General features: G+C 52.7%; 21 protein-coding genes. 13 read left to right on the top strand and 8 right to left on the bottom strand.

Translation table 11 applies throughout. The features are described from left to right. Positions 1-49 precede the first annotated feature (49 nt). From AGRI_RS12615 to AGRI_RS12595, 5 genes are all read left to right on the top strand, one after another. Entirely contained in the window at positions 50-1120 is a 1071-nt protein-coding gene (locus AGRI_RS12615; RefSeq protein WP_008985291.1) for a tetratricopeptide repeat protein, read from the top strand. Then, positions 1117-1623: a hypothetical protein gene (locus AGRI_RS12610; protein ID WP_008985290.1), complete on the top strand. Its 507-nt coding sequence runs from the start codon at positions 1117-1119 to the stop codon at positions 1621-1623. The genes AGRI_RS12615 and AGRI_RS12610 overlap by 4 nt, the downstream gene beginning before the upstream one ends. An 8-nt stretch (positions 1624-1631) precedes the next feature. Then, positions 1632-3680 (top strand): TonB-dependent receptor, encoded by a 2049-nt coding sequence (locus tag AGRI_RS12605; protein WP_050979302.1) that lies wholly within the window; start codon positions 1632-1634, stop codon positions 3678-3680. Positions 3681-3828: 148 nt separating this feature from the next. Continuing rightward, complete coding sequence (locus tag AGRI_RS12600) at positions 3829-4524, top strand: hypothetical protein (RefSeq protein ID WP_008985288.1); 696 nt, start codon at positions 3829-3831, stop codon at positions 4522-4524. A 51-nt stretch (positions 4525-4575) separates the two neighbouring features. Then, entirely contained in the window at positions 4576-5511 is a 936-nt protein-coding gene (locus AGRI_RS12595) for a surface lipoprotein assembly modifier (RefSeq protein ID WP_008985287.1), read from the top strand. Here AGRI_RS12595 and AGRI_RS12590 read toward each other — a convergent pair. Continuing rightward, positions 5494-6861, bottom strand: coding sequence for a S8 family serine peptidase (locus AGRI_RS12590; RefSeq protein ID WP_008985286.1), 1368 nt, complete (start codon positions 6859-6861; stop codon positions 5494-5496). The genes AGRI_RS12595 and AGRI_RS12590 overlap by 18 nt on opposite strands. Before the next feature lie 120 nt (positions 6862-6981). Between AGRI_RS12590 and AGRI_RS12585 the strand changes: the two genes are divergently transcribed. The 3 genes from AGRI_RS12585 to AGRI_RS12575 are packed head-to-tail and all read left to right on the top strand — an operon-like array spanning position 6982 to position 8679. Next, entirely contained in the window at positions 6982-7476 is a 495-nt protein-coding gene (locus AGRI_RS12585) for an RNA polymerase sigma factor (protein ID WP_008985285.1), read from the top strand. Beyond that, positions 7467-8186: an anti-sigma factor gene (locus AGRI_RS12580; RefSeq protein WP_008985284.1), complete on the top strand. Its 720-nt coding sequence runs from the start codon at positions 7467-7469 to the stop codon at positions 8184-8186. The genes AGRI_RS12585 and AGRI_RS12580 overlap by 10 nt, the downstream gene beginning before the upstream one ends. Then, positions 8179-8679: a CC0125/CC1285 family lipoprotein gene (locus tag AGRI_RS12575; protein ID WP_008985283.1), complete on the top strand. Its 501-nt coding sequence runs from the start codon at positions 8179-8181 to the stop codon at positions 8677-8679. The genes AGRI_RS12580 and AGRI_RS12575 overlap by 8 nt, the downstream gene beginning before the upstream one ends. A 79-nt stretch (positions 8680-8758) precedes the next feature. Here the strand turns inward: AGRI_RS12575 and AGRI_RS12570 are convergent, their stop codons facing one another. Further along, positions 8759-10132, bottom strand: coding sequence for a histidine-type phosphatase (locus AGRI_RS12570; RefSeq protein ID WP_008985282.1), 1374 nt, complete (start codon positions 10130-10132; stop codon positions 8759-8761). A gap of 65 nt (positions 10133-10197) precedes the next feature. Continuing rightward, on the bottom strand, positions 10198-13020 hold the full coding sequence (locus tag AGRI_RS12565) for a TonB-dependent receptor (RefSeq protein ID WP_008985281.1): 2823 nt from the start codon (positions 13018-13020) through the stop codon (positions 10198-10200). A 207-nt stretch (positions 13021-13227) separates the two neighbouring features. Here AGRI_RS12565 and AGRI_RS12560 point away from each other — a divergent pair, with 207 nt between their 5' ends. From AGRI_RS12560 to AGRI_RS12545, 4 genes are all read left to right on the top strand, one after another. Beyond that, positions 13228-14139: a GGDEF domain-containing protein gene (locus AGRI_RS12560; RefSeq protein WP_008985280.1), complete on the top strand. Its 912-nt coding sequence runs from the start codon at positions 13228-13230 to the stop codon at positions 14137-14139. Further along, positions 14136-15158 carry a helix-turn-helix domain-containing protein gene (locus AGRI_RS12555; RefSeq protein WP_008985279.1) on the top strand — a complete coding sequence of 341 codons (1023 nt, stop codon included), beginning with the start codon at positions 14136-14138 and terminating at the stop codon, positions 15156-15158. The genes AGRI_RS12560 and AGRI_RS12555 overlap by 4 nt, the downstream gene beginning before the upstream one ends. A 35-nt stretch (positions 15159-15193) precedes the next feature. Beyond that, on the top strand, positions 15194-16051 hold the full coding sequence (locus AGRI_RS12550; protein WP_008985278.1) for a metallophosphoesterase family protein: 858 nt from the start codon (positions 15194-15196) through the stop codon (positions 16049-16051). Positions 16052-16172: 121 nt separating this feature from the next. After that, positions 16173-17042 (top strand): DMT family transporter, encoded by an 870-nt coding sequence (locus tag AGRI_RS12545; protein WP_202800800.1) that lies wholly within the window; start codon positions 16173-16175, stop codon positions 17040-17042. Here the strand turns inward: AGRI_RS12545 and AGRI_RS12540 are convergent. Next, positions 17039-17590, bottom strand: coding sequence for a cytochrome b (locus tag AGRI_RS12540; RefSeq protein ID WP_008985276.1), 552 nt, complete (start codon positions 17588-17590; stop codon positions 17039-17041). The genes AGRI_RS12545 and AGRI_RS12540 overlap by 4 nt on opposite strands. Next, the gene (locus AGRI_RS12535) at positions 17583-18578 is read right to left on the bottom strand and encodes a catalase family peroxidase (protein ID WP_008985275.1); all 996 of its coding nucleotides are present in this window, start codon (positions 18576-18578) and stop codon (positions 17583-17585) included. Before AGRI_RS12535 ends, AGRI_RS12540 begins: the two co-directional genes overlap by 8 nt. 255 nt (positions 18579-18833) lie before the next feature. Here AGRI_RS12535 and AGRI_RS12530 point away from each other — a divergent pair, with 255 nt between their 5' ends. After that, on the top strand, positions 18834-19175 hold the full coding sequence (locus tag AGRI_RS12530) for a PRC-barrel domain-containing protein (RefSeq protein ID WP_008985274.1): 342 nt from the start codon (positions 18834-18836) through the stop codon (positions 19173-19175). A gap of 116 nt (positions 19176-19291) precedes the next feature. Here the strand turns inward: AGRI_RS12530 and AGRI_RS12525 are convergent, their stop codons facing one another. The 3 genes from AGRI_RS12525 to AGRI_RS12515 all read right to left on the bottom strand — a co-directional run bounded on the left by AGRI_RS12525 (position 19292) and on the right by AGRI_RS12515 (position 22143). Beyond that, positions 19292-19639: a BON domain-containing protein gene (locus tag AGRI_RS12525; protein ID WP_040291987.1), complete on the bottom strand. Its 348-nt coding sequence runs from the start codon at positions 19637-19639 to the stop codon at positions 19292-19294. 192 nt (positions 19640-19831) lie between these two features. Continuing rightward, positions 19832-21265: a YfcC family protein gene (locus tag AGRI_RS12520; protein ID WP_008985272.1), complete on the bottom strand. Its 1434-nt coding sequence runs from the start codon at positions 21263-21265 to the stop codon at positions 19832-19834. Continuing rightward, positions 21265-22143: an N-formylglutamate amidohydrolase gene (locus tag AGRI_RS12515; protein ID WP_008985271.1), complete on the bottom strand. Its 879-nt coding sequence runs from the start codon at positions 22141-22143 to the stop codon at positions 21265-21267. Before AGRI_RS12515 ends, AGRI_RS12520 begins: the two co-directional genes overlap by 1 nt. Between the last annotated feature and the right edge of the window lie 9 nt (positions 22144-22152).

The raw sequence follows: 22152 nt of genomic DNA, 5'->3' as shown, positions 1-22152 counted from the left end.
TATCAACGGGGCGGGCAACCGCCCCCCTTCTTTTACCAGGGGAACAACTATGGTCTGGTTTTTTGTCACCTTACTGGCGTTTACCGATGTGTCGCCGAGCGCCGTGGAGCAACCTACCGGTACGACCGTATTTCAGATGCAGCCTGAGTTAGCAGACAACGACAATCTGCTACCACTATTAAAAGCCTTTCAGGCAGCGCCATCAACGACAAACCGGCTGCAGCTAGCCAATGCCTATTTACAACGCGCACGCCGTCCGGGATGGAGCAGCTATTTTCATGACGCAGAAGCCTTGTTAGCTAATTTTCAAGCCGAACCGCAACATCGCGAACACCTGATACTGCTGCAAGCTGATATCCTACAGCAACAACACCAATTTACTGCTGCGCTTGCCTTACTCGAGCCACTATTATCCGCTACGCCACATCAGCTGCAGGCTAATTTGATGGCCGCCCGGATCCATTTGGCGCTCGGTGACACCATAGGTGCACAGCGTGCTTGCAACAGATTGATGCGGGAAGCCCTGTTCTTTTTTGCCACCTGCAGTTATGAGGTAACAGGTCGCAAAGGGCAGTGGTCAGCAGCCTATTCAGGCTTGAAGGCCCTGTTGCAACAAAATCCGGATTTACCTGCTGAACTGGCTATCTGGACACGTGGTATTTTAGCGGAACAAGCCGAGCAGCTGGGCCAGTTGGACGCTGCGGTGGCATGGCTTGAGCCCATTTTAACTGAAGCACCGACTAGCCTGTGGTTGAAATGGGCAGACTTAAAACTGGCGATAAAACAACCTGAAGCGGTATACCAACGCCTGGTTACGCTGGCTGCAGACGTGGAATTAGAGGACAGCTTGTTACTGAGGCTAGCCTTAGCTGAACAGGAGCTGGGACACCCCTCTCATTTCGGTCATCAGTTGCAGCAACAAATGCAAGTGCGTATTTTGCGTCAGGACCAGGAACATGCTGCTGACCTGGCCCATTATTTTTTGCGGGTTAGCCCTGATCCCCAAGCCGCACTGCAGTGGGCAACCATCAACTATAACAGCGCGCGGGAACCCGATGATCTGGCCTTACTGACGCAAAGTCGTCACGCCGTTGCGCTACTGAACGGAGGCTCCAAATGAAATTCGTTGTTTTACTGTCACTGCTAATACTCAACCTGGCATCTTTGCCTGAGGCAAAGGCTCATAAATTCAGCACCGCTTACATGGAGGTGTCAGCAGAGCTTCGGCAGCCGCGGCTACTGTGGAAAGTCTCTTTACATGATTTGGCACAAGCAAAACTCTTTGGCCCACAACCTTTAACGCAGATCAGCTGGCAGCAAGTTATTGCGCATAAAGAGGAGCTCACACTCTATATTCAAAAGCATATCGCTTTTACCGACAAATTAGGATCTTGCAGCCTGGCAGTTGCCGATACCAGCAACTGGCGTACCCAACAATTACAACAGCAGCTCTACTTGCTGTTACCTATCGATGCCACATGCCAAAGCCCCGAGCAATGGCAAATCGGCTATCAGGCGCTGTTTGAAACCGGCCACAATCATAAATTACTACTGAGTTGGCAAGCATCCGACAAAGCGCAAGCGGTGTTAAGTAAAGATAAGGCAATCTATCCTGAATATTGAGGTCAGTCATGCCAATAAGAAAACCGAATATATTGCTGGCGACTCCGCTGGTGTTATGGCTTGCGCCGCTGGCGGCCGACCCTTTGTCAGCACATTCAGTAGAAACGATTTTAATCAAAGGCCGCCAACTTGATTTACTGGGCCAGAGTATTTCTGCTTCAGAAGGCATAGTGGGTAGCGCTGAAATTGCCGCACGGCCGTTATCACGTACCGGCGAAATTTTAGAATTTATCCCGGGTATGATAGTGACTCAACATAGCGGCAGCGGTAAATCTAACCAGTACTTTCTGCGTGGCTTTAACCTGGACCACGGTACTGATTTTGCCAACTATGTCGATGGAATGCCGGTCAATATGCGCAGCCACGGGCATGGCCAGGGTTATACCGATCTCAACTTTATTATTCCTGAATTAGTTAGCCAAATTGATTATCAAAAAGGCAGTTATCACGCCAATAGTGGCGATTTTGCTGCAGCTGGCAGTGCTCGTTTTGGTTTGCAAAATACTACAGCCAACGAGTTGGCACTGACTTTGGGCGATCACCAATATCAACGTTTACTGGCTAAGGGTACGGTTAATACCACCTCTGGTGCTTTGATATTGGCAACAGAGTTACATGGTTACGATGGCCCCTGGCGGGATCTCAAGGAAGATCAGCAAAAAATTAATCTGCTTGGCCGCTACACGCAACAAATAGGGTTAGCACAATTTGCCGTAACTGTGATGGCTTATGACAATAGCTGGCGTAGCGCCGACCAAGTACCACTTCGGGCTATCGAATCGCAATTAATTGACCGTTTTGGCTCATTGGATACCCAACTTGGTGGCGAAAGCAGTCGCTACAGTATTTCTGCCAGTTGGTTCAGTGACGCCTGGCGGGGAAATGCCTATCTGGTGCGCTCAGAGCTGGCGCTCTGGTCAAACTTTACCTACTTTCTGAATGACCCACTAAACGGGGATCAGTTTGAGCAAAGTGACCAACGTCATCTATATGGTGGTGAGCTGAGCTATCATTGGCATCAGCAACTGGCTGACCTTGAGGTGGAGCATTTGCTCGGAGTGCAGAGCCGGATAGATGATATTGATGAGTTAGGCCTGTATGCGACCCTCAATCGAACCCGACTCAGCACTGTGCGTACCGATCAAATTATGCAGCGCAGTGCTGCCATCTTTCAGCAGAGCAGTATCGCCCTCTCTGAAAGTCTTACTGCCCACCTCGGGCTGCGTTACGATTGGATGACAGCGCGTGTCGACAGTGACATGCCGGTGAATAGTGGCCGCAGTAGTGATGGTGTCTTATCGCTAAAAGCCGGCTTGAATTATCAACTAAGTGAAAACTGGTTGTCTTATCTGAATATCGGGCAGGGTTTTCATTCTAATGATGCGCGCGGCACCACCACTCGCCGTGAACCAAGCTCGAACGCGCTAATTGATCCGGTAGATTTTCTGGTTGCCAGCGAGGGAGCAGAGATCGGACTACGTTATTTTGACTATAGTGCGCTGAGTTATTCTGTTGCGCTCTGGTATCTGGAGATGGACTCAGAATTGCTCTATGTCGGAGATGAAGGAACAAACGAGCCAAGCCGGGCTTCACGACGTTATGGTATAGAAGCAAGTTTGTATTATTGGCTAAGCCAAAAATGGAGCCTGGATACTGAGCTGGCAATGACACGCTCGCGCTTTACTACAGATGAAGAGGGCGAAGGGAATTATATTGATGGCGCTTTACCTCTGGTATTGAGTATGGGCGCCACATATCAGGCCAACTCGAATTGGCAACTGAGCTTAAGGTTAAGGCACTTCGGTAAACGCACCTTAGACAGTTTTAACGAGATGCGCTCCGCATCCTCCACCGTGGTTAATGGCCGCGTTCAATATCAGTTAGATCGTTGGCAATTCAGCGCCGAGCTGTTTAATCTGCTAAACAGCCGGGCAAGTGATATCGAATATTTTTATAGCTCCCGCCTTCCGGGTGAAACGGCAGAAGGTATAGCCGACAAACATCTCCATCCGATGACACCACGCAGCCTGCGTCTTAGCCTAAGCTATCGCTTCTAACCAACACAGCACTTATCCACACGTCTCCGGTACCGGTCAGAGGTCAGACCGGTACCGGAGTGCTGTGGATAAGTTTCAAAAAAACGGGAATAAAATAGTGTTTTGATCCGTTACCTCGGTGTCAGTGTGACAAAAAGAGGAAACGATCATGAAAACTGTATTTAAACCATCATTAATTGCTTTAGCCTGTTTTTCTACCCTGGCGCTGGCGGATGTTAGCCTGAGTGTCAGCACTCAAACATCGGCTCAAACCGCGATGTCTGCATCTGCTGGCCAGGCGCAAAGCGGTTCTGCCAATGCGCAAGCCAGCCAAAGTAGCAATACCCAGGCCTCTGCCACTGCTTCGATCAGCACCCCCAATACCCTGCCTGCTGCTGACTCCGAGCCAGCAGATGAAGAAACCGTTGCAGTACCTACTACCATTGCGGGTAACGCCGATGCAGCAACCGACACCAACACTGAAAGTGAAGGTGAGCTGGCACTGGGCTTAACCGACCTGCTGGCAGACAACGCTATGCCACAGCCGGCTCTGCCTGAGCTACCCACTGCCACGGTAACCGAGGCGGTAGCCAGTATTGATGCGGCCAGCACCGTTGCCAATGCGCTGGCAGTGAGCTCTCAGGTGCAAGGTTTGGCATCAGGCAGTGCAGAGGCCGCACAACAAACGGCCGGGGCCGTTACTGCGAATGTCAGCCAGGCAGTGCAACAGCAGGTTCAGGGTTCAGCCAACCAGTTGGTGCAGCAAGCTGCCAGTGCGGAAGTGCTGCAAAACGTCAATCAGGCTGTTAACGCTGAAGTCTCGAACACCGTTCGGAACAGCCTGCGGCTGACCACCGGTCTGTAATATGCACCGGGCCCTGCCCGCTGCAGGGCTCGTTTTTGCAGGAGTATTCCCATGTTATGCTTTCGCCATACTTTGCCCGCTACCGCCCTGCTGAGCCTGATGCTTACCCCGGCGCTGGCGGCACAAACTACAGAGTCCGCCGCACCGGCCTGGGGTTTTTCCGGTAAGGTGCGGGCGGGGTTAGAATATCAATCTAACGTCAATGTCAGTGAATTAAACCAGGCCAGTGGCCGCTCCGATAATGCCCGTTTGCTGGAAGCCGATGTCAATGCCAGCTGGCAAGCCACTGATAAGCTACAAGTGTTTGCTGGCTATTCGCTGCAGGATAAACAGTATCAAAATGCGGACGACTATAATCTCAGATTGCAGCTGGCCTTTTTAGACAGCCAGTATCAATTGGGTGCCACCAGCTTAGGCATCAACCTGTACCATGCCGATGCACGCTTGGCGTCTGCTCCCTTTTTAACCTTAACCCAAAGCAGTGTCTACGCGATGCACAGTGCCAGTGATACCTGGTATCTGCGCCCGGCACTAACACTTGGCCAAAAGCGTTTCGATAATATCAATGGCCGTGATGCCCAAACACGTAGCCTCAGTGCCGACAGTTTCTGGTTTAGTGCTGATGGTCAGCGCTTTATCAGCCTGGGCCTGCGTTACGATTGGGAGGCCGCCGATGCCACTGAGTTCCGCTACCAGGCACCGGCCGTGCAACTGAAAATGTCGACCCGCTTTACCGCCTGGACCTTGCCGCAGCAACTGCAGTTTGGCGCCCGTGTCGCCCGGCGCCAGTATCAGAGCCATAGTGTGGCCAATACTGCAGCTGCCCGTAACGACTTGCAACGTCAGCTGGATCTGCAATGGCAACTGGGGCTGTCAGAGCACTTTGCCCTGATCAGCAAACTGGAGTTCGGTGATTTTCAGTCCATCCTCGATAGCGCAGATTACACCGAAAGTCGCGGCTCACTGTCGCTACAACTGAGTTTCTAGCGGCGGTTCGATCACCCCGTGCCCCGTTACCGGATCTTTACCCGGCTCGCCAAGGTCGCGGGCCTGCTGCATCAGTAACTGATACACCTGCTGATGCGTTAATTGCGGCTGTGCGGCCCGCCAGCAAGCCACCGCAGCACTGACGACGGGTGCTGCCAAAGAGGTCCCACTTTGTGGCTGCACCTGACCATTGGCGGTCAGTGCTGCTACTCTTACCCCGACGGCGGCGAAATCGATATAGTCGCCCTGATTAGCCCAACGATAGGGAGTCATATCCGGTGCCACTGCGGTTACTGCAATCACTCCCGGATAGGCCGCCGGATATAAAGGGGTTGCCGCAGGGCCGCCATTGCCGGCAGCCGCCACCAAACTTAGTCCGCGGGCCTGTAATTGTTGGATCAGTAACGCCAGCACCGGGTTATCAGGCCCGGTCAGACTGAGGTTAATCACCTGCAGCGGCTGACTCGCCAGCCAGTCCAGTGCCGTCAGCAAGTGCTCTAAACTGGCGGATTGCTGCACCGCATTGCTGGCATAAAAAGCCGCGGCACTGTACAACGTTAATTGCGGTAATAACGGCGTGATCGCCGGGTCGCGCGCCGCCAGCAAACTGGCCACCGCCGTACCATGGGCATAACTGGCTGCCAGCTGTTCAGGTAAAAAGCGCCGCGCCACCAGATTAAAGTGCCCGCTTTGCACGGCCAGCGCAGGCAACTCAGTATTAATATCGGTATCGACCATTCCCAGGCTGACCGGCCAATCGCACATACTGGCCTTACTCTGAGACGCGGCCTGCGGCGCTGCGGTGCTGGCTTGCTGCTGCGGCTGGTACAAATGATTACGCCCACTGTAACGCAGTAGCTCGGCACTAAATTGCTGCGCTAATGCAGACGCCGAATCAAGGGCAGCTGGCACCTTTAATGTCACTAACGTTAGCTGCAAAGCAGGTAAAGGCTGTTGTCGCTGCAGATAACCGGCCAGCTCAGGCCAGCGCTGCTGCAACGCCTGCCACTCGTCTGCGGTTAGCAACAATAGCCACTCGCGTTCTATGGCACGAAAGCCCTGCTCCACTTCAACTTCGCGCCAGAGTGGTTCACCGCTTAGGGTCAGAATGTCCTGTACCGCCGGTAGCTGCAGTGGGTCGGGCAAGGTCGCCAGCGCGGCCAATTGCTCGCGCAAGCGCTGCTCGGCAAGCTGTTGTTGCAGTTGCTCAGTTTGCCGCAACAACTCGCCGGTGGGTTGCTTTAAGGTATCAACCAGAGGCGGCGGCAGCTCAGGGGGGCGCACTACCTGCCCTGGGCTGACAGCAGGCAAACCGGCCAGAAACAGTGCTGCGACTAAGGTTTTTTTCATCAACACACCTCTTTAACTTGCATAACTTGTATCATGCTAACGGCTGGTGTCAAAAAAAATTCCCTGCTGCTGGAATAAAAGGTCAACCTCAGCCGTTATCCCGGTAAAAGGAGAGCGCTTATGACCAAAGCTGACTTACAATTACTACTCCCGGCCTTACGCCGCTTTGCCTATTCGCTAACGGGCAGCCGCGCTGATGCCGATGATTTAACCCAAAACACTCTGGTCCGTTTGCTGGACTACCCAACACCCGATGGTGTGCCAGCGGCACAGTGGGCCTTTCGGATTTGCCGTAATTTATGGATAGATGAATACCGCGCACGGCGCGTAAGGCAGACGGCCCAGCCACAGGTAGAGTATGAAACCCTGACCGAAACCGATGGCGAAGCGCAGCTATTAAATGATATTCAGCTGACTCAGGTTGGTAAGGCCCTGGATACGCTACCGCCCGAGCAGCGTGAAGTTTTATCGTTGGTGGCGGTGGAAGGGATGAGCTATCAGGAAGCTGCCTCAGTTCTGGCGATCCCGGCTGGGACTATTATGAGCCGGCTGGCCAGAGCGCGGCTTGCCATCGCCAACAAGTTAAAATTACCCGGGGGGCTGACATGCAATTAACCGATGAACTGTTATCTGGCTTTCTGGATGCCAGCCTATCCGAAGCTGAGATGGCCCTGGTGCGTCAGCAGTTGCTGGAAGATGAAAGCTTAGTGGATCGCCTCGCCAGCCTGGCCATGGTGGATGTGCTGGTGCAGCAACATGCCAGACAAATTGAGCAAACGCCTATTCCTGAGGCGATCACCGCACTGCTGCACGGCGCAACAACGCCTGAAACGGCAGAAGTGATCCCCTTTCCGTGGTGGCGCCGTGCCAGTCAGCAGCTTCAACGCCATGCCGCTGCCGTCGCTTGTGTGGCACTGCTTGCCGGCTATGGCGTAGCGCAATGGCTCCCCGACAGTAGCAATAGCTTCGCCGCACAACTGGCGGTTGCCCTCGATAGCACGCCAAGTGGCCGTCAGGTGCAGGTGCAGGATCAGCAGTTAACACCACAACTGAGTTTTATTAATCACAGCGGAGAGTTTTGCCGCTACGTCAGCCTGCAGAGTGCAACGCAGCTTACCGAAACCATCGCCTGTCGTACCACAAACGGCTGGCAGCAACAGGCCAGTATCACGGTGGCACAGCACCGTCAGGCCGGCGGCTATCACACCGCCAGCGCCGCCATGCTGCTGGATCCGATGCTGGACCAATTAATGGCAGGGCAGGCATTAGATGCAACGGCTGAACAGCGATATTTAAAATCACCGCTCGGAGGTAATGATGAGTAAGGTGTCCTTTTTAGCGAAACCTTGGCTGTTACTGGCGGTGTTATTGCTCGCCGCCTGTAGCAGCAAACCGGATTACCGGCCTGCACTAAACGGCGGTTTCGGCTATGCCGAACAGCGCATAGCGGATAATTTTTACCGGGTCAGCTTTAAAAGCCGTGGTGAAGATCGCGAGCGGGCCAAAGCTTATGCGATGCAGCGCGCTGCCGAACTTACTGCAGAGCAGGGGTTCGACTGGTACCTCGTGGTTGAGCAGGAAACGCTGCGGGAGCGGCAACGCGATAACAGCAGCCAGCTTGGCGTTAGCTATCAGCAGGATACGGTGCGCGACTGTTCATTGCTGGGCTGTCGCACCCGTACTGTTCATCGACCACAATATGAAGCCGGTATCGGCCTGGATAAGCGTAATGAGGTCGAGGTAGTGCTGCAGATCAGAATGGGTAAGGGCGTGATGCCGGAACGTGGCGCTTATCCGGCAGCAATGACGCACAATTAATCACACACCCGGTACCAGTTATCCACACGTCTCCGGTACCGGTCAGAGGTCAGACCGGTACCGGAGTGCTGTGGATAAGTTAGGGGAGCAGGCAGCGACGTAGCTCGCTGCTGGTATAGAAAAAGTGGCTGCCGGTATAGGGTTGGCAAGTGCCGCCAAAAGCGGTTTCCTGTTCGTGATGCAGCATCCGGATCAGCGTCAGGTTATCGGCATTACGATACACTTCCCACTGCACATTAGCTGCCATCGGCGAAACCTTAGCACTGCGCCAGGGGCTGTTTTTATAGCTATATAACACGCTTTGCGGCAACGGCTCACTGGCACCAGCGATGCCTAACAAGGCTGCCAGTGGCATCAGCACCTGGGCATGAGTAAAGCGAAAACTGGCCACGTAACCGTTTGGCTGCTCGGCTTTATCCAGCATATCAGCAACTAAACGCCCGGCCAGACGATAGGTAATATCATCACCTGCAAACGCCGGACCGCGACCATAAAAGGAATCCGCATCATCCAGTTCAGCCAGCGGTTGCAAATGCTCCTCCAGCAACAGCTCACTGAAATCAAACGGACCTTCCAGCGTCAGGTTACTGGCAATGCTGTACAGGCTAAACAGCACATTAGCCGCATCCAGCGGATTGCGAATCGCATCGTCGTCATCCGGCAGCGTTAGTTCAATTTCGCCCTGCTGCAGGCGGTTAAGAAACTCTGGTTGAAAAAACCGCGCCAACATCGACAGCGCCGCTTGCTGCCGGCTTGGGTCGGCAGCGAGTTGCTGCATGGCACTCAGTAACCGTGGGTCTTCGTCACGATAGCGGGCGAAGGCTTCACTCCCCTCTGCTTTATAAAAATATAAGGTACGCTCGTCGGCTTGCGGAGTATCAAACAGGGGTTTAAGCGCTGGCATAACCTCTGTTAGCCCGGCAACAAAGGCGTCGCCACTTTGATCGGCACGCTCCCGCCCTGAATGCAACACCGCGATCCGCAGCTGCTGTGCCACTGCCTGCTCGAACAACTGTGGCGACCTTGCCAGTAAGCGCTGCGCCATCTGCCGGTGCTCTTGCACGCCCAACGCAGAAATTTCACCATAATTATTGGGCTGATGCGCCTGATGCAGCCGGTTAACCAGCGCAGCCAATTGCTGCCCTAACGGGGTTAAGGCACCAGCATCTGCAGCCTGCTTTAGCAATTCTAACATCAGGATGTCATCGCCCTGACTGGATAAAAAACGCGAGCCATGCCGCGCCACATGTTGTAGCCCTACGGCGCTGAACCCCACGGGTACGGCACTGTAACTGCGCCAGTCTTGCTGGGGTTGGTACGGCGTTTTACTGGTTAATAACGCCCCGTTGCTGGCCGTGGTGGCCGCTGCACTCACGTTAGCCGCAACTTGTGGTGCGGGTTGACAGGCCGACAGCATCAGCAGCATTCCGGAACTGAGTAGAAATTTTTGCATAAGATAAGATTCCTTTAGCGATAAAAAAGGCCGGAACCCGGTTCCGGCCTCTGCTGCGGTTAAGCTTAGAATTTACCGCTTAAACCCAGTTGCCAGGCCCGGCCAAACTGCTCATGCTCGTAAACCCGGCCGCGCTCGCCCTGATAGCGAATGGCTTTGCTATCGGTCAGGTTAGTGGCCTCAACAAAAACTGACAGCTGTTTGGTTAGCTGATAACTGGCTGTAAAGTCGAGAGTGCCGCGACCATCCCAATACAGGTTTAACCCCGGATTCGCCGTATCGAAAGCATCGATATACTCTGAGCGATAGTTATAGGCTAACTGGCTGCTGAATTTTTCGATGTCATACTGCAAGGCCAGGTTCACCGTATGGCGGCTGGTGCCATTTAACTCGGTTTTGCCGATACCAAAGGGTAAATCGGCTTCAGACTTAGTATGGGTATAGTTGGCAATAAAACCTAAGCCACTCAGCGCGCCTGGCAGGAAGTCCAGTGTTTGCTGCCAGTTCAGCTCAATACCGTACAGATAACCACTGTCACCGTTTTCTGGCCGCACCATATTAAAGCCATCAAATTCGCCCCCCACCAGCTCGCTGCGGGCTTTAAAAATCGGATCGGACAGCTTTTTATAGAACACGCCCGCCGACAACAAACCCACCGGCGCAATGTAGTATTCGCCGGTCAAATCCAGGTTGTGGGCGTAGGTCGGTTTTAAATCGATATTCCCGATATCGACCGAACCACTGCCTGATTCGCGATCTTCAATAATAAAATACGGCACCAGGTCGACAAAGTTCGGCCGGCGAATACCGGTGCTGTAGGCGGCTTTTATGATCAGGCCATTGTCCAGTTCATGGCGTAAATGCGCACTGGGGAACAGCTTGGTGTAGGTCTTGCTGGCATCCTGCAAAGTCGCAGTATCGGTATCCAAATCATACTCAAACGCCTGGCCACTGTTTTTGGTTTGCTCTAACCGCGCACCAAACAACACGGTAGTGTTGTCCCAATCCAGTTTATTTTGCGCGTAAACCGCCAGGATGTCTTCCTTGGCACGGTAGTCACCGGTAATGGACGGCGCACCACGATCGAGAAAATCGGCATTCTCAAAAATATCGCGGTAAACCGCGACAAAGTCACGGCGCAATTTCGGGCCGTTGTTATAAAAGCCATCAAAAGGCCGGGATTGCTGATCGATAATCACCTCGGCATAACCCGGGGCATTGGTACCAACCGAATTACGCAGACGGTTCTCATCATTTTCTTTTTCTTTAAAGCGGGCTTTGGCACCAAATTTCAGTTCAGAGAACGCGCTGCGCCATTCCCCCGGCACGGTGAAGTTAAGTACATAAGCCTGTTCGGTTTCCTCGGCACCCCCGGTACGACGCTCATAACGGCGCCAGTTCATATCAGCTGGGGCAAAGTTAAAATCGGTACGCACCACCTGACCGTCCGCACTTAAGATCTGAAATTCCGGCAGATCCGGGTTGCTGAAATCATAGGCCAGACGTGGCCGGGTGCGTTCGCGGTACAACAGGTAATCCCGATTGGGATAAGCCTGCTCAGCTGACGAATAAGAGGCCTGAAAATCGGTGCTAAAGCGGTCCATATCGACACGGCCACCGGCAACAGTGGTGTTAATCGTGTTAACAAAGGTACGGTGGCGCAGTTCCTTTTCAAAGGTGGCTCGCCCGGCAATACCACTCACCTGGTTTGAGTCCGGCGTGTGACGCTCCCACTCTATCAGCAAGGTATCGCGATACTCGTTATCTTCAAACCGCGAATAGTTATGGCTCAGATAAAAGTGCTTATTGTCATCAACGCGGAAATCAAAGCGGCCGCTAATACCAGAGCGGATACGCTTTAAGTCATAATCTTTAAACTCGGTGATTTCAGGTGCATATTCGCCGTTATCCAGCTGCGTCCAGACATGCTCTACGTTATCGGTGACGCGGTTGGTCTCGCTATGCTGTGCCGAGAATAAAAAGCCGGCCCGCTCTGAGCCGTTAAACTTGTCGCCATACGTCAGGCTAAGTTTATACGCGTCGCCATTGCCTTTCTCATTTTTACCGCCCGACACTTTACCGCGTAAAATACGGCCTTTGCTGTCCAGCGCCCCCTGCGTCACGATATTGATATTACCGGCAATCGCATCGGCATCCATATCCGGAGTAATGGCTTTAGTCAGCTCTAACAACGAGATAATGTCAGAGGGAATGGTATCCAGATCCACCGCCCGGGTCGTGCCGTCAGGTGACGGGACCTGCACACCGTCGATCGAGACATTCGCAAACTCCAGCGGCGCACCGCGTACGTTGACGTATTTGCCTTCACCCTGATCGCGCTGAATCGAGGCGCCGACTAAACGTTGCATGGCTTCTGCAACGTTATCATCCGGAAAACGCCCCAGGTAATCGGCGGAGACTACCGACTTCACATTATCTGACGCCCGTTGAATATTCAGCGCCCGCGATTGCGCATCGCGACTGCCGACAATATTCAGTACTTCAACCTGATTATTGGCAAACCGCAGCGTCAGGGCCGCACCCTGCTCCGCGGTGACTAAGGCATCAACCTGTTTGGCAGCGTAACCCAGGTAGCGCACTTCCAACTGATAAGTGCCGGCCGGCAGATTTTCAAACCGAAACCGCCCCTGACTGTCGGTGGTGGTTTCACGGTTAGTGCCGATTAACCTTATCAGCGCGCCTTGCAGTAGCACATTACGGTCATCACTCAGCTGGCCGCGGATGGCCGGCCCGTCAATTTGTACTACTGAAACCGTTAATGGCACATCGACACCCTGCGCCAGAGCAGCAGTGCTGAAAAAGCCGGCTGCCGCGAGCGCTAAAGCCAGGCTGTTGCGTTTAAATCCAGGTCGAAGTAAAGCTTTCATCTTAGAGTTATTCCCGAGGCTATAAATTCAAGCCAAGAGTGTGCTGACCGCAGATGACAAAATAACGACAAGCTCGGGCTTGGCTGAGCTAATAAGACCCGGGTCCGCCTGGCTCAGTCGATACGGTCAGAAATATTTTTGCTTCATATTTCTGTCACAACACTGCCACACACTAAACCCATGACGACGTCACGCGACAGGCACATGATGTGGCAACAACATTTGGATAAGCTGACGCTGGCTGCGGTTTTGCTTCTGGCAGCCCTGCTGCTGGCGTTACAACTGGGCGATGTGAAAAGCTGGGCCGCAATTGATTGGCTGGACATCCTCGGAGAAGGCATAGTGTTGGCAGTGGCATTAAGCTGGCTGACGCTGAATCTGCTGAATCGCCCGGCCGGTCGGGTTACCGACTGGCTGTACTATGGCAGTTTATTGTTGAGCTGCTCTTTTGCACTCGACTTACTGGACGAGTTCCTGCGTTACCCGGCGCATGTGCGTACCATGAGCTGGCTGGAGTCTGTACCCGCGCCTTTAGGCATGCTGGCACTAACCTATGGTCTGATGGGCTGGCATCAGGAGCAGCGGCAAATTAACCGTCAGTTACGCGGGCGCGAGCGCTTTTTACGTGACCATCGCTTACTTGATCCGCTAACCCAACTCTACGGTCTGGACTACCTGTATGCGGTGTTAAACCGCGAATTGGCGCTACATCAACAGCAGCGGTTACCACTGAGTATTTTGATGCTGGATATTGATCAATTTGCGGCATTTAACCGCCAACATGGCACTGCTGCCGGCGATAATTATTTGATTAGTCTGGCGGAGCTGCTTAGCAGTCAAATGCGGGAATCCGATGTCATTTGCCGCTACGCTGGCGACCGCTTTGTCGCGGTGCTGGTGCATACCGAGCAGGCTGCCGCCGAGATTATTGCACTGCATCTGCAGCAACAACTGCAGCGGTTAACCGCAGCCGGACAAACGTTGCATTGCTCAGTAGCCTGTATTCAGGCAACCCAGACGCAGGCAACTGCAGTTTTAAAGCAAGCAGAATTGGCACTGCGGGCCAGTAAGTTGCGCGGGGCACGCCCTGTTTATCAACCAGGCCACGGTAACCTATGACAGTCGCTATCTTTGATCACAACGAAAAAAATCTGTTATTGCAGCACAGTGTCACGGCGTTATTGCACCTTGCCCAGCGGCGTGGCGCTTGCCTGCATAAGCTGTTACACGGCACGCAAATTTTCGAACAGGATTTATCACGGCCTGACAGCCGCTGCCACCATCGGGACTGGTTAACTTTACTCGGGCGTTGCCAGCAGCTCGCCAGCCCGGAGTTACCCTTTATTCTGGCTGACGCGCTACTGCATAATCCGGCGCTGGCGCTCAGCCAAAGTTTGCCCAAAGCCCCCCATTTAGCCGGCTGTTTGCGCCAGCTCTGGTACTTCCGCCATCAGATGCTGCCCGGCGTTTTTACTCTGGTACAGCACACGGAGCAATACCGTGTACTGTTGCTAAAGCCAGCATTACAGCTTGGGCCACAACAGGGCTTTATCCTGAATCTGGCGATGGCGCTGCTGGTGCAACTAATTCAACATCACACCGGGCGCGGAAATAACCTCAGGGTGCAACTCAAGCAAGCTGCCCCCAGCCACCCGGCACAGATCAGCAGTTACTGGCCATGCCCGGTCAGTTTCGGACAGCCCGTGGACGCGCTTTATATCCCTCATGAGCTTTGGTTTCAGCCCTGGCCAGAGCACCATGCCGGTGAATTTCGGGCCTATCGCCGGGCCTGCTATCAACTTAACCGTCGCTTACCACGACAACGCGGCCTGTTTGAAATCCTGCAGCGACAACTTTACCGCACTATGCCTGCCACACTCAGTCTGGAACAAGCAGCCAGCTTGTTAGGCTGCAGCAGCAGTAGTGTAAAACGACTGCTGCAACAGCAGGGCAGCAGTTATGCTGCCTTAGCGGACGATTTACGCTGTGATTTAGCCACGTTGTTGCTGTGCCAGGGCAAATTATCCAACAAGCAACTGGCCAGTCAGCTCGGCTATTCGGACGAGCATAACTTTCGCCGCGCTTTTAAACGCTGGACCGGGAACGTACCCAGCAGCCTGCGGCTACCCGTGAGCTGATCTGAACCTATTACTCAACTAAACAAGGAAACCTTATGCGTCTGTGCCGTTATCTGTTATTACCTCTCGCTGCGCTGCTACTGGCATTGCCTCTGTTCAGCTTCGCCAGCACCGCTGTCAGTTTCGCGGTGCTGGGCGATGCAGAGCCAAAACCCAAAGCCGAATTCCCACATATGGCACAGGCTGTAGCCGATATTAATCAGTTAACACCCCGCCTAAACCTCAAGTTTGTGCTGGGCGTTGGTGACATTGCCCATAAAGGCACGCTGTTACAGTACGAACAAGCCACGCCGGTATTACAGCAACTCCAACTGCCGTTTTATCCGATTATGGGGAATGAAGAGCATGGCAGTACTGTTGAACGGTTTTTGCATTTCGCCAAGCTGTGGAATAGCGGCAAAGCGACGATCAACAGCCCGCGCTACAGCCTCGAATTTGAACAATTTGCGCTGGTGTTGGCATCACCTGATTTTGGCCGCGATTTTAACGACGACGGTATTGCCTGGTTAAAACAGGAAATCACCCGACTCTCGCCCAAGCCAGTATTGCTGGTGGTGCATGGCGCTCAGCAGGGGGTGTATCAGGAAAACGCCGACAAAGGGATCAGCCATGCCGGCTTTGTCAGCGAAGTCATCAGTCAACCTAATCTGCGGGCCGTGATTTCAGGCGATTTACATATGGATATGCCAAGGGTTAAGCATTCGTTGGCAATTAATGGCGTGCATTATTTACATATCCCCGCGCTTGAGCGCACTAAGATCCCGGATGAAAGCCAGCATACTGCGATGTTCCGGGTGTTTCATGTCCAGGCCGATGGCACTGTCGTGGTCGAGACTTACCAAAATGGTACACTGCAACCTAAACCTGAGTTTCAATATCGCTTTCAGCTCTGAGCCCGACGCAGACTCTGGATATCCCCAAGGCTAAAATTGGGGATTTCCAGACTTTCGACTTCTATGCGCTACCGACACCTGCTAGCATAGCCATCCTGACGGCTTAAGAGTATTTACGGTGCTGTGGATCCCCTTTACCTTGCTGGCGGCCTTTATGCAGGCCTGGCGCAATGCGTTTCAGAAACAGCTGAGTAAAGAGGTCAGCGTGGCTGGCGTGACGCTGGCACGTTTTCTCTTGGCTTCGCCGCTGGCGGCAATGTATCTGGCCGGCCTTTATCAATGGCAACCCGTGGCCTTGCCTACCCTCAACCATCGCTTTGTGCTTTTTATTGTCGGTGCTGCTGTTGCGCAAATTATTGCCACCGCCTTAATGGTCAAACTGTTTAAGTTGCGCAACTACGCCATTGGCGCCGGCTTGGCGAAAAGTGAAGCCATACTGGCTGCGATACTGGGAGTCGCCTTTTTTAGTGAATCGTTAAGTTTGCTGGGTTGGGTCGGGGTACTACTGGGGGCGGTAGCTGTATTCTTGCTTAGCGGCGCCAGCTGGCGCAAGCTATCGTGGCCGGTCTTATTACTTGGCATCAGCAGTGGCTTGAGCTTTGCGCTAACCTCGCTCTGGGTACGGCAGGCCAGTCTGGCGCTCGGGCTACCTTTCCCGCACGGTGCGGCCTGGGTGCTGTTGGTCGTGATTTTACTGCAAACCTTGATCTTACTCAGCTACCTGCTGTGGCGGGAGCGCAGCACCTTGCTGGCTCTGTGGCGACGTCCGCGGCTGACCCTGTTAATCAGTATCAGCAGCTGCATCGGCTCAATTGGCTGGTTTACCGCCATGAGCCTGGAATCAGTCGCGTTGGTCAAAACACTGGGCCAGGTCGAAGTGTTGTTTATGCTGCTGATCTCCGCCTTTTTCTTTAAAGAAAAGCTGCAAAGAACCGATCACGGCGGCCTCGCTCTGATAGTCCTGGCCGCCATCGCAGTGATGTGGGCTTAGGGTTTGCGGTTAGCAGTAGCGGACGCTTTGACCATACTGCTAAACACCCCATCCCGCTTAATCAGGCCGTGATAGAGCGCAGCAATAATATGCACCACAAGCAGCAGCACTAACAGCAGGGCGGCCCAGCCATGAATTTCGCGAAACAGGCCATATAACGCTAAATCGGTATTGAGCAACGATGGCAGCGACAATCCAAACAGCTCCAGCGGGCGACCGGCAGCATTTTGCATTAAATAACCGGACAACGGCATCACTACTAATAATATATAAAAGCCAAGTTGCGTGAGTTTCGCTGCAAGCTGCTGCAGTTTCGGCACACTATCTGGCAACTTTGGTGTGTCACTACGCAAGCGGATGTAAAGTCGCACCAGGATCGCCAACATGGCCAGTAAGCCCATGGCTTTATGCCAGGCCAGCAACTGCTGCTGCCAGGGGCCCAGCGACTTCACCATAGTTAAACCGGCGAATACCAGGCTCAGCACTAAAGCCGCCATTAACCAATGCATTACCCGCATCGCAAGGGGATAAAGGTGTGGCTTATTCATTGGCACCTCCGGTAGTTTGCTGCATTAACACTTCACGGGCACGGCGGCGGTGCGATTCGGCATAGACTGCTGCTCGGGCGCGTAAAATCGGATCGTCTGAAGGCGCAAAACCCGCCGGCAGTACCAAGGGATCGAAGTTAATCGCATTACAGGCGCCAGTATCCTGCAAACTGGCTTGCTCAATCACGATAGTACCAGCACTGAGTTGCGGGTTAGTTTCAGGCCAGGGGATAGTGGCATCAGCCGGATTGTCGCTGGCGGTGGCCAGGGTAAACTGTAAATCAAAGCGTACCGGCCCTTGCTGCAGCCGGCTAAAGAATTCCTGCTGTAGTGCATCTGTGGCTTCTGCATCGGCTAGTTGCCCGGTTTCGTTGGTTAACGGTACCGCCGCCCAGCGCACTGCTTGTTGCTGGCCTTGAGTATCAACCAGATAAAAAGCATTAATACTGTGATAGCGCTCGGTAGCAAAGCTCTGGCTGGGCTGATAGCTGTTACGCCAGTTAATAAAGTTTTGCGCTTCCGGGTGGGCGGCAAAAAACTCCGGCACTGTGCTGTTTTGAATGGCTAACAGCTGCTGATAAAACTTTTCTGGGGTCGCGACCGCTAATACCGGCGGCGTATTCATTGCCGTGCGCCACTGCTGCGGGCTATCGGGCAGAATAGTTAGCGCCAGACTGCGTACCGGCGCTTTCAGATCGGGGGCAGATGGGTTATTACCAGCAATCGAGATTCGGCCAACAAAAGGATAACTGCCACTTTGCAGCACCTGAGCACTGGAATACTGCGCTAAGGCACCAGAGGACTGAAACTCACCACTGATGCAAAAGCCTTTAGCATGAGCGCGCCGAAAACCGGCCTGCACTTGCGCACCCTGCTGTAAGTTAACAAAATCCTGAGCACTGACGGGACCGCGCCCGCTAAAGCTAACGGCATAAACGGCAGCAGCTACCACAGAACCTGCGGCGGCGGCAAAAAGTAGGTATCGCATAAGAATGGCTTCTTCTAGTCAGAATAGGGAGTATCACTGATGCATCATCGGTATTGTACGGCAATGTTGTGAATCAGATCATGGAATATTTTCCGGCAGCTCCTGCTACTCAGTTAATGATAAAAAACTTAGCTACGTTAGCGAGCGAACAGAGTCAGAGGGTAGTTGTAGCTAACATAACAATAGCATCCTGTTTTCCCTTGCACCATGGTCAGAAGCAGGATCTGGTCAACAACCTCATTGGAGTATCAACTTATGGAAACGTCAACAACACTGCTAAGCGCTTCAACGATTACTAACGATGATGTAGTTAATCTAAAGCAAGAGAAGCTTGGTAAGCTTCAAGATATTATGCTTGATATCACCCAGGGCAAGATACGCTATGCCGTACTAACGTCAGGTGGTTTTTTAGGTATGGGTGATCGCTTGTTTGCTATTCCCTGGAGCGCGTTAAAGCTGGACACAGCAAACAAACGTTTTGTTCTGGATGTCGGAGTTGAACGCCTGAAAAATGCACCGGGTTTTAATAAAGATCAGTGGCCTAATATGGCGGATCCGACATGGAGTGCTGCGGTCGACTCCTACTACGTCAGATAAACCACACGAATGCGTAAATTTCTCAGGCCGAAAGTGTAACGCTGGATAACAACAGCGTTACTTTTCTTTCGCTTTCAAGTATCGGCGTTATGAGTGCCATTTTGACTGAAATATCGTTATTTTTTGACCTTTAACTGGTTGTTCACTGCGTGTACACCCGAAGTTGCCGCTACGATCCGGCCGGCATGCTCGCGCTGAGCCTCAGTTTCCACGTCGCCTGACAATTTTACATCTCCCTTGCGAGTTTCTACGGCAATCGTCAGATGCTTTAGCTCCATATCTGCCAACAGCATGGTATGCACCGCTGTCGTGATTCTTGCATCATCCCCAGATCCATCTTCTGTGGTCACCGTGAGATCAATCGGACCAGGTTGTGTGTTTGGGCCAGGATCACAATTAACTAATGCTAAACTGCCTGCCAACACTACACCAAGTGTAATAAATGAACGTTTCATTGTTTGCATAGTAGGCTCCTGCACGCTGCCAAAATGCAGCGTATATGCCATTCTCCTCTAACAACTCAGCTGCATTTGTTCGTTAACAAACAGAGAGACCGTTCAATCTAAGTACTTATTAGCATGATTAACTCTACTGTTGATAAAGCAGTATCTCCGCCGACAGAGCCAGAGCAGCTTTGGCCTGCGATGCGACAAACGCTAAAAACCCACATATACCGCAAAAAATAACATCATGCAGGCCAACACGATAAAAATCAGCACCAGCGGCAGAATAAATCTGGCCCAGTCGGTCCAGCTCACCTGAGCGGTAGCCAAATAGGCCAGCAAGGTACCGGAGGTTGGGGTAATCATATTGGTTATGCCATTGCCGAACAGAAATGTCAGTACTGTGGTTTGCGCCCCCACGCCGGAGAGCTGACCTATAGGCCCCAGGATCGGCATACTGACCGCCGCCTGACCAGAGGTAGAGGGGATCATCACATCCAGCAGTAACTGCGACACAAACATCCCCAATACAGCCAGATAGGAGTTATCCTCTCCAATGATACTGACCAGGCCATGCACTACCGCGTCAAGGACCTTGCCGTTTTCCAGCGTGATGGCAATAGCAAAAGCAACACCTATCAGGATACTGGCCAACAGGATTTTCTTCATCCCTGAGACAAAGGCATCAGCGGCGCCACTAGCTCCCAACCCACTACAACAAGCCAGTAAGATACTCATGCCGATATAATATGCAGACAGCTGCTGGTTTTTCCATTGCCAAGTATTGGAGGCATAGACCAAACCGGCAATCCCAACCAGCATGATCAACAACAATACCAGATGGCGCAAACTGAGTTTTCGGCTATCAAAACTGATCTCCAGCTGCTTTTTAAACCCGGTTTTCTTAATCACCCACAGCATGTAAGCAATACCAAACACTAAGAAAACAGCGAAAAACAAAGTTCTCATCCCGGCACCACTGAAGATAGGTAAACCGAGAAGCGGCTGTGCAATAGTAAGTGGTAAGGGGTTGGTAATAGAGGATAGGTAACCGACTTTTACGGCAATGGTCAGAATGGCCAAACCGATCAGATTTGACATACCCAGCCGGCGTGCCAGCTCAACCATCAGCGGAATAATCAGTAAATACTCCGAAGCCAGGCCTAAAAAGGTGCTACCCAACGCAAACATGGTCATCAGAAAGATCACCAGACCGTAGACATTGCCCTTTACCGCACTTATTAGCCGCTCAAGCCCGGCATCGACAGCACCTGATTTATTCAGAATGCCGAACATGCCGCCAATAATCAGCACCATAAAGATCAGCCCGGCTCCCCGCTGCAAACCTGCGGGTATCGCTTGCAGCACATCAATTACCCCCACGGGTCTGGCCTCACCTGCAGGCGCCTGGGTAACCGAACCAAACAGATTGCTCAGAGAACGGTCTTTTTCTATTACCTGATAACTACCCGCAACCACCAAACCATCAGTTCTTTGATAACTACCCGAGTCGAGTAAATAGGTGAGGCCGGCGGCAACGAGTAAAATAAACAGCAACACCACTATCGGGTTTGCCCCGGAACGCTGCGGTACAGCGATACTGACAGCGGGCTCAACCGTAGCGGAAACCTTGGCTTTATCTGACATTAATTCACCTCGTCGGCCAGTGCTGGCAAGCGCTGGGTAATATAAGTACGGATTGCGGCCACCAATTGCTGCAAATCATGTTGTAGCTTGTTAAAACCCTGATGTTTCATGAATGTTTGCTCATTCATATAGAGCGCCCGGTTGATCTCAATTTGCACACTGTGGATCTGCTGCGCGGGGGCGGCGAAACACTCGGTTAGATAGCCCCCTTTATAGGGATAATTTACACTGACACTATACCCCCTATCCTGAAAAAACTGCACAATCAGGCTGGTGAAACCCGGTTCAGCAGATTGCCCGTCCTTATCGCCGATCACGATATCGGCTCTGGCCTGCCCCTGATCGATATTCATGGCGTTACCCTGCGATTTCATCGAGTGACAATCAATATGCCATACCGCGCCAAACTTCTGATGCAAGGCGCTAATTTGCTCAGAGAGACAATGATGATAAGGCAGATAATACTGTGCGATACGCTGCTGCACCTCGCTAACAGCGAGTTTCTGCTCATACATCGGCACGCCGGGTAAGGCAAAGCGACGTAACAAACCCATCCCTCTTTTACTGTAGGTGGTAGGCTTTAACTCGCCGGGCCAATCGCCAGAAAGCAGCTCAGGATCGATATCATCCACAGCCCGGTTCAGATCAATATACATTCGTGACGCTCTGGCGGCGATCAAGGTCGCGCCTGCCAAATGGGCAGGCTGCCACAACTCATCAACAAAGGCATCCCAGCCTGAACGTAACTGTACGTCAGACGCTAAACACCGGAAATCGGCCGGAAATTCCATACCGCTGTGCGGCGAGTCGAAAATCAGCGGCATAAGGTTGCCGGCAGGCAAAAATAACTTATAGCCTTGTGTTAACTCTGTTCTCATAATACATCC

Origin of the sequence: Alishewanella agri BL06, from assembly GCF_000272005.1 — a bacterium.
Taxonomy (GTDB): domain Bacteria; phylum Pseudomonadota; class Gammaproteobacteria; order Enterobacterales; family Alteromonadaceae; genus Alishewanella; species Alishewanella agri.
Note: the sequence above shows the minus strand (reverse complement) of the source record. Positions and strands in the feature narration are given on the sequence as shown.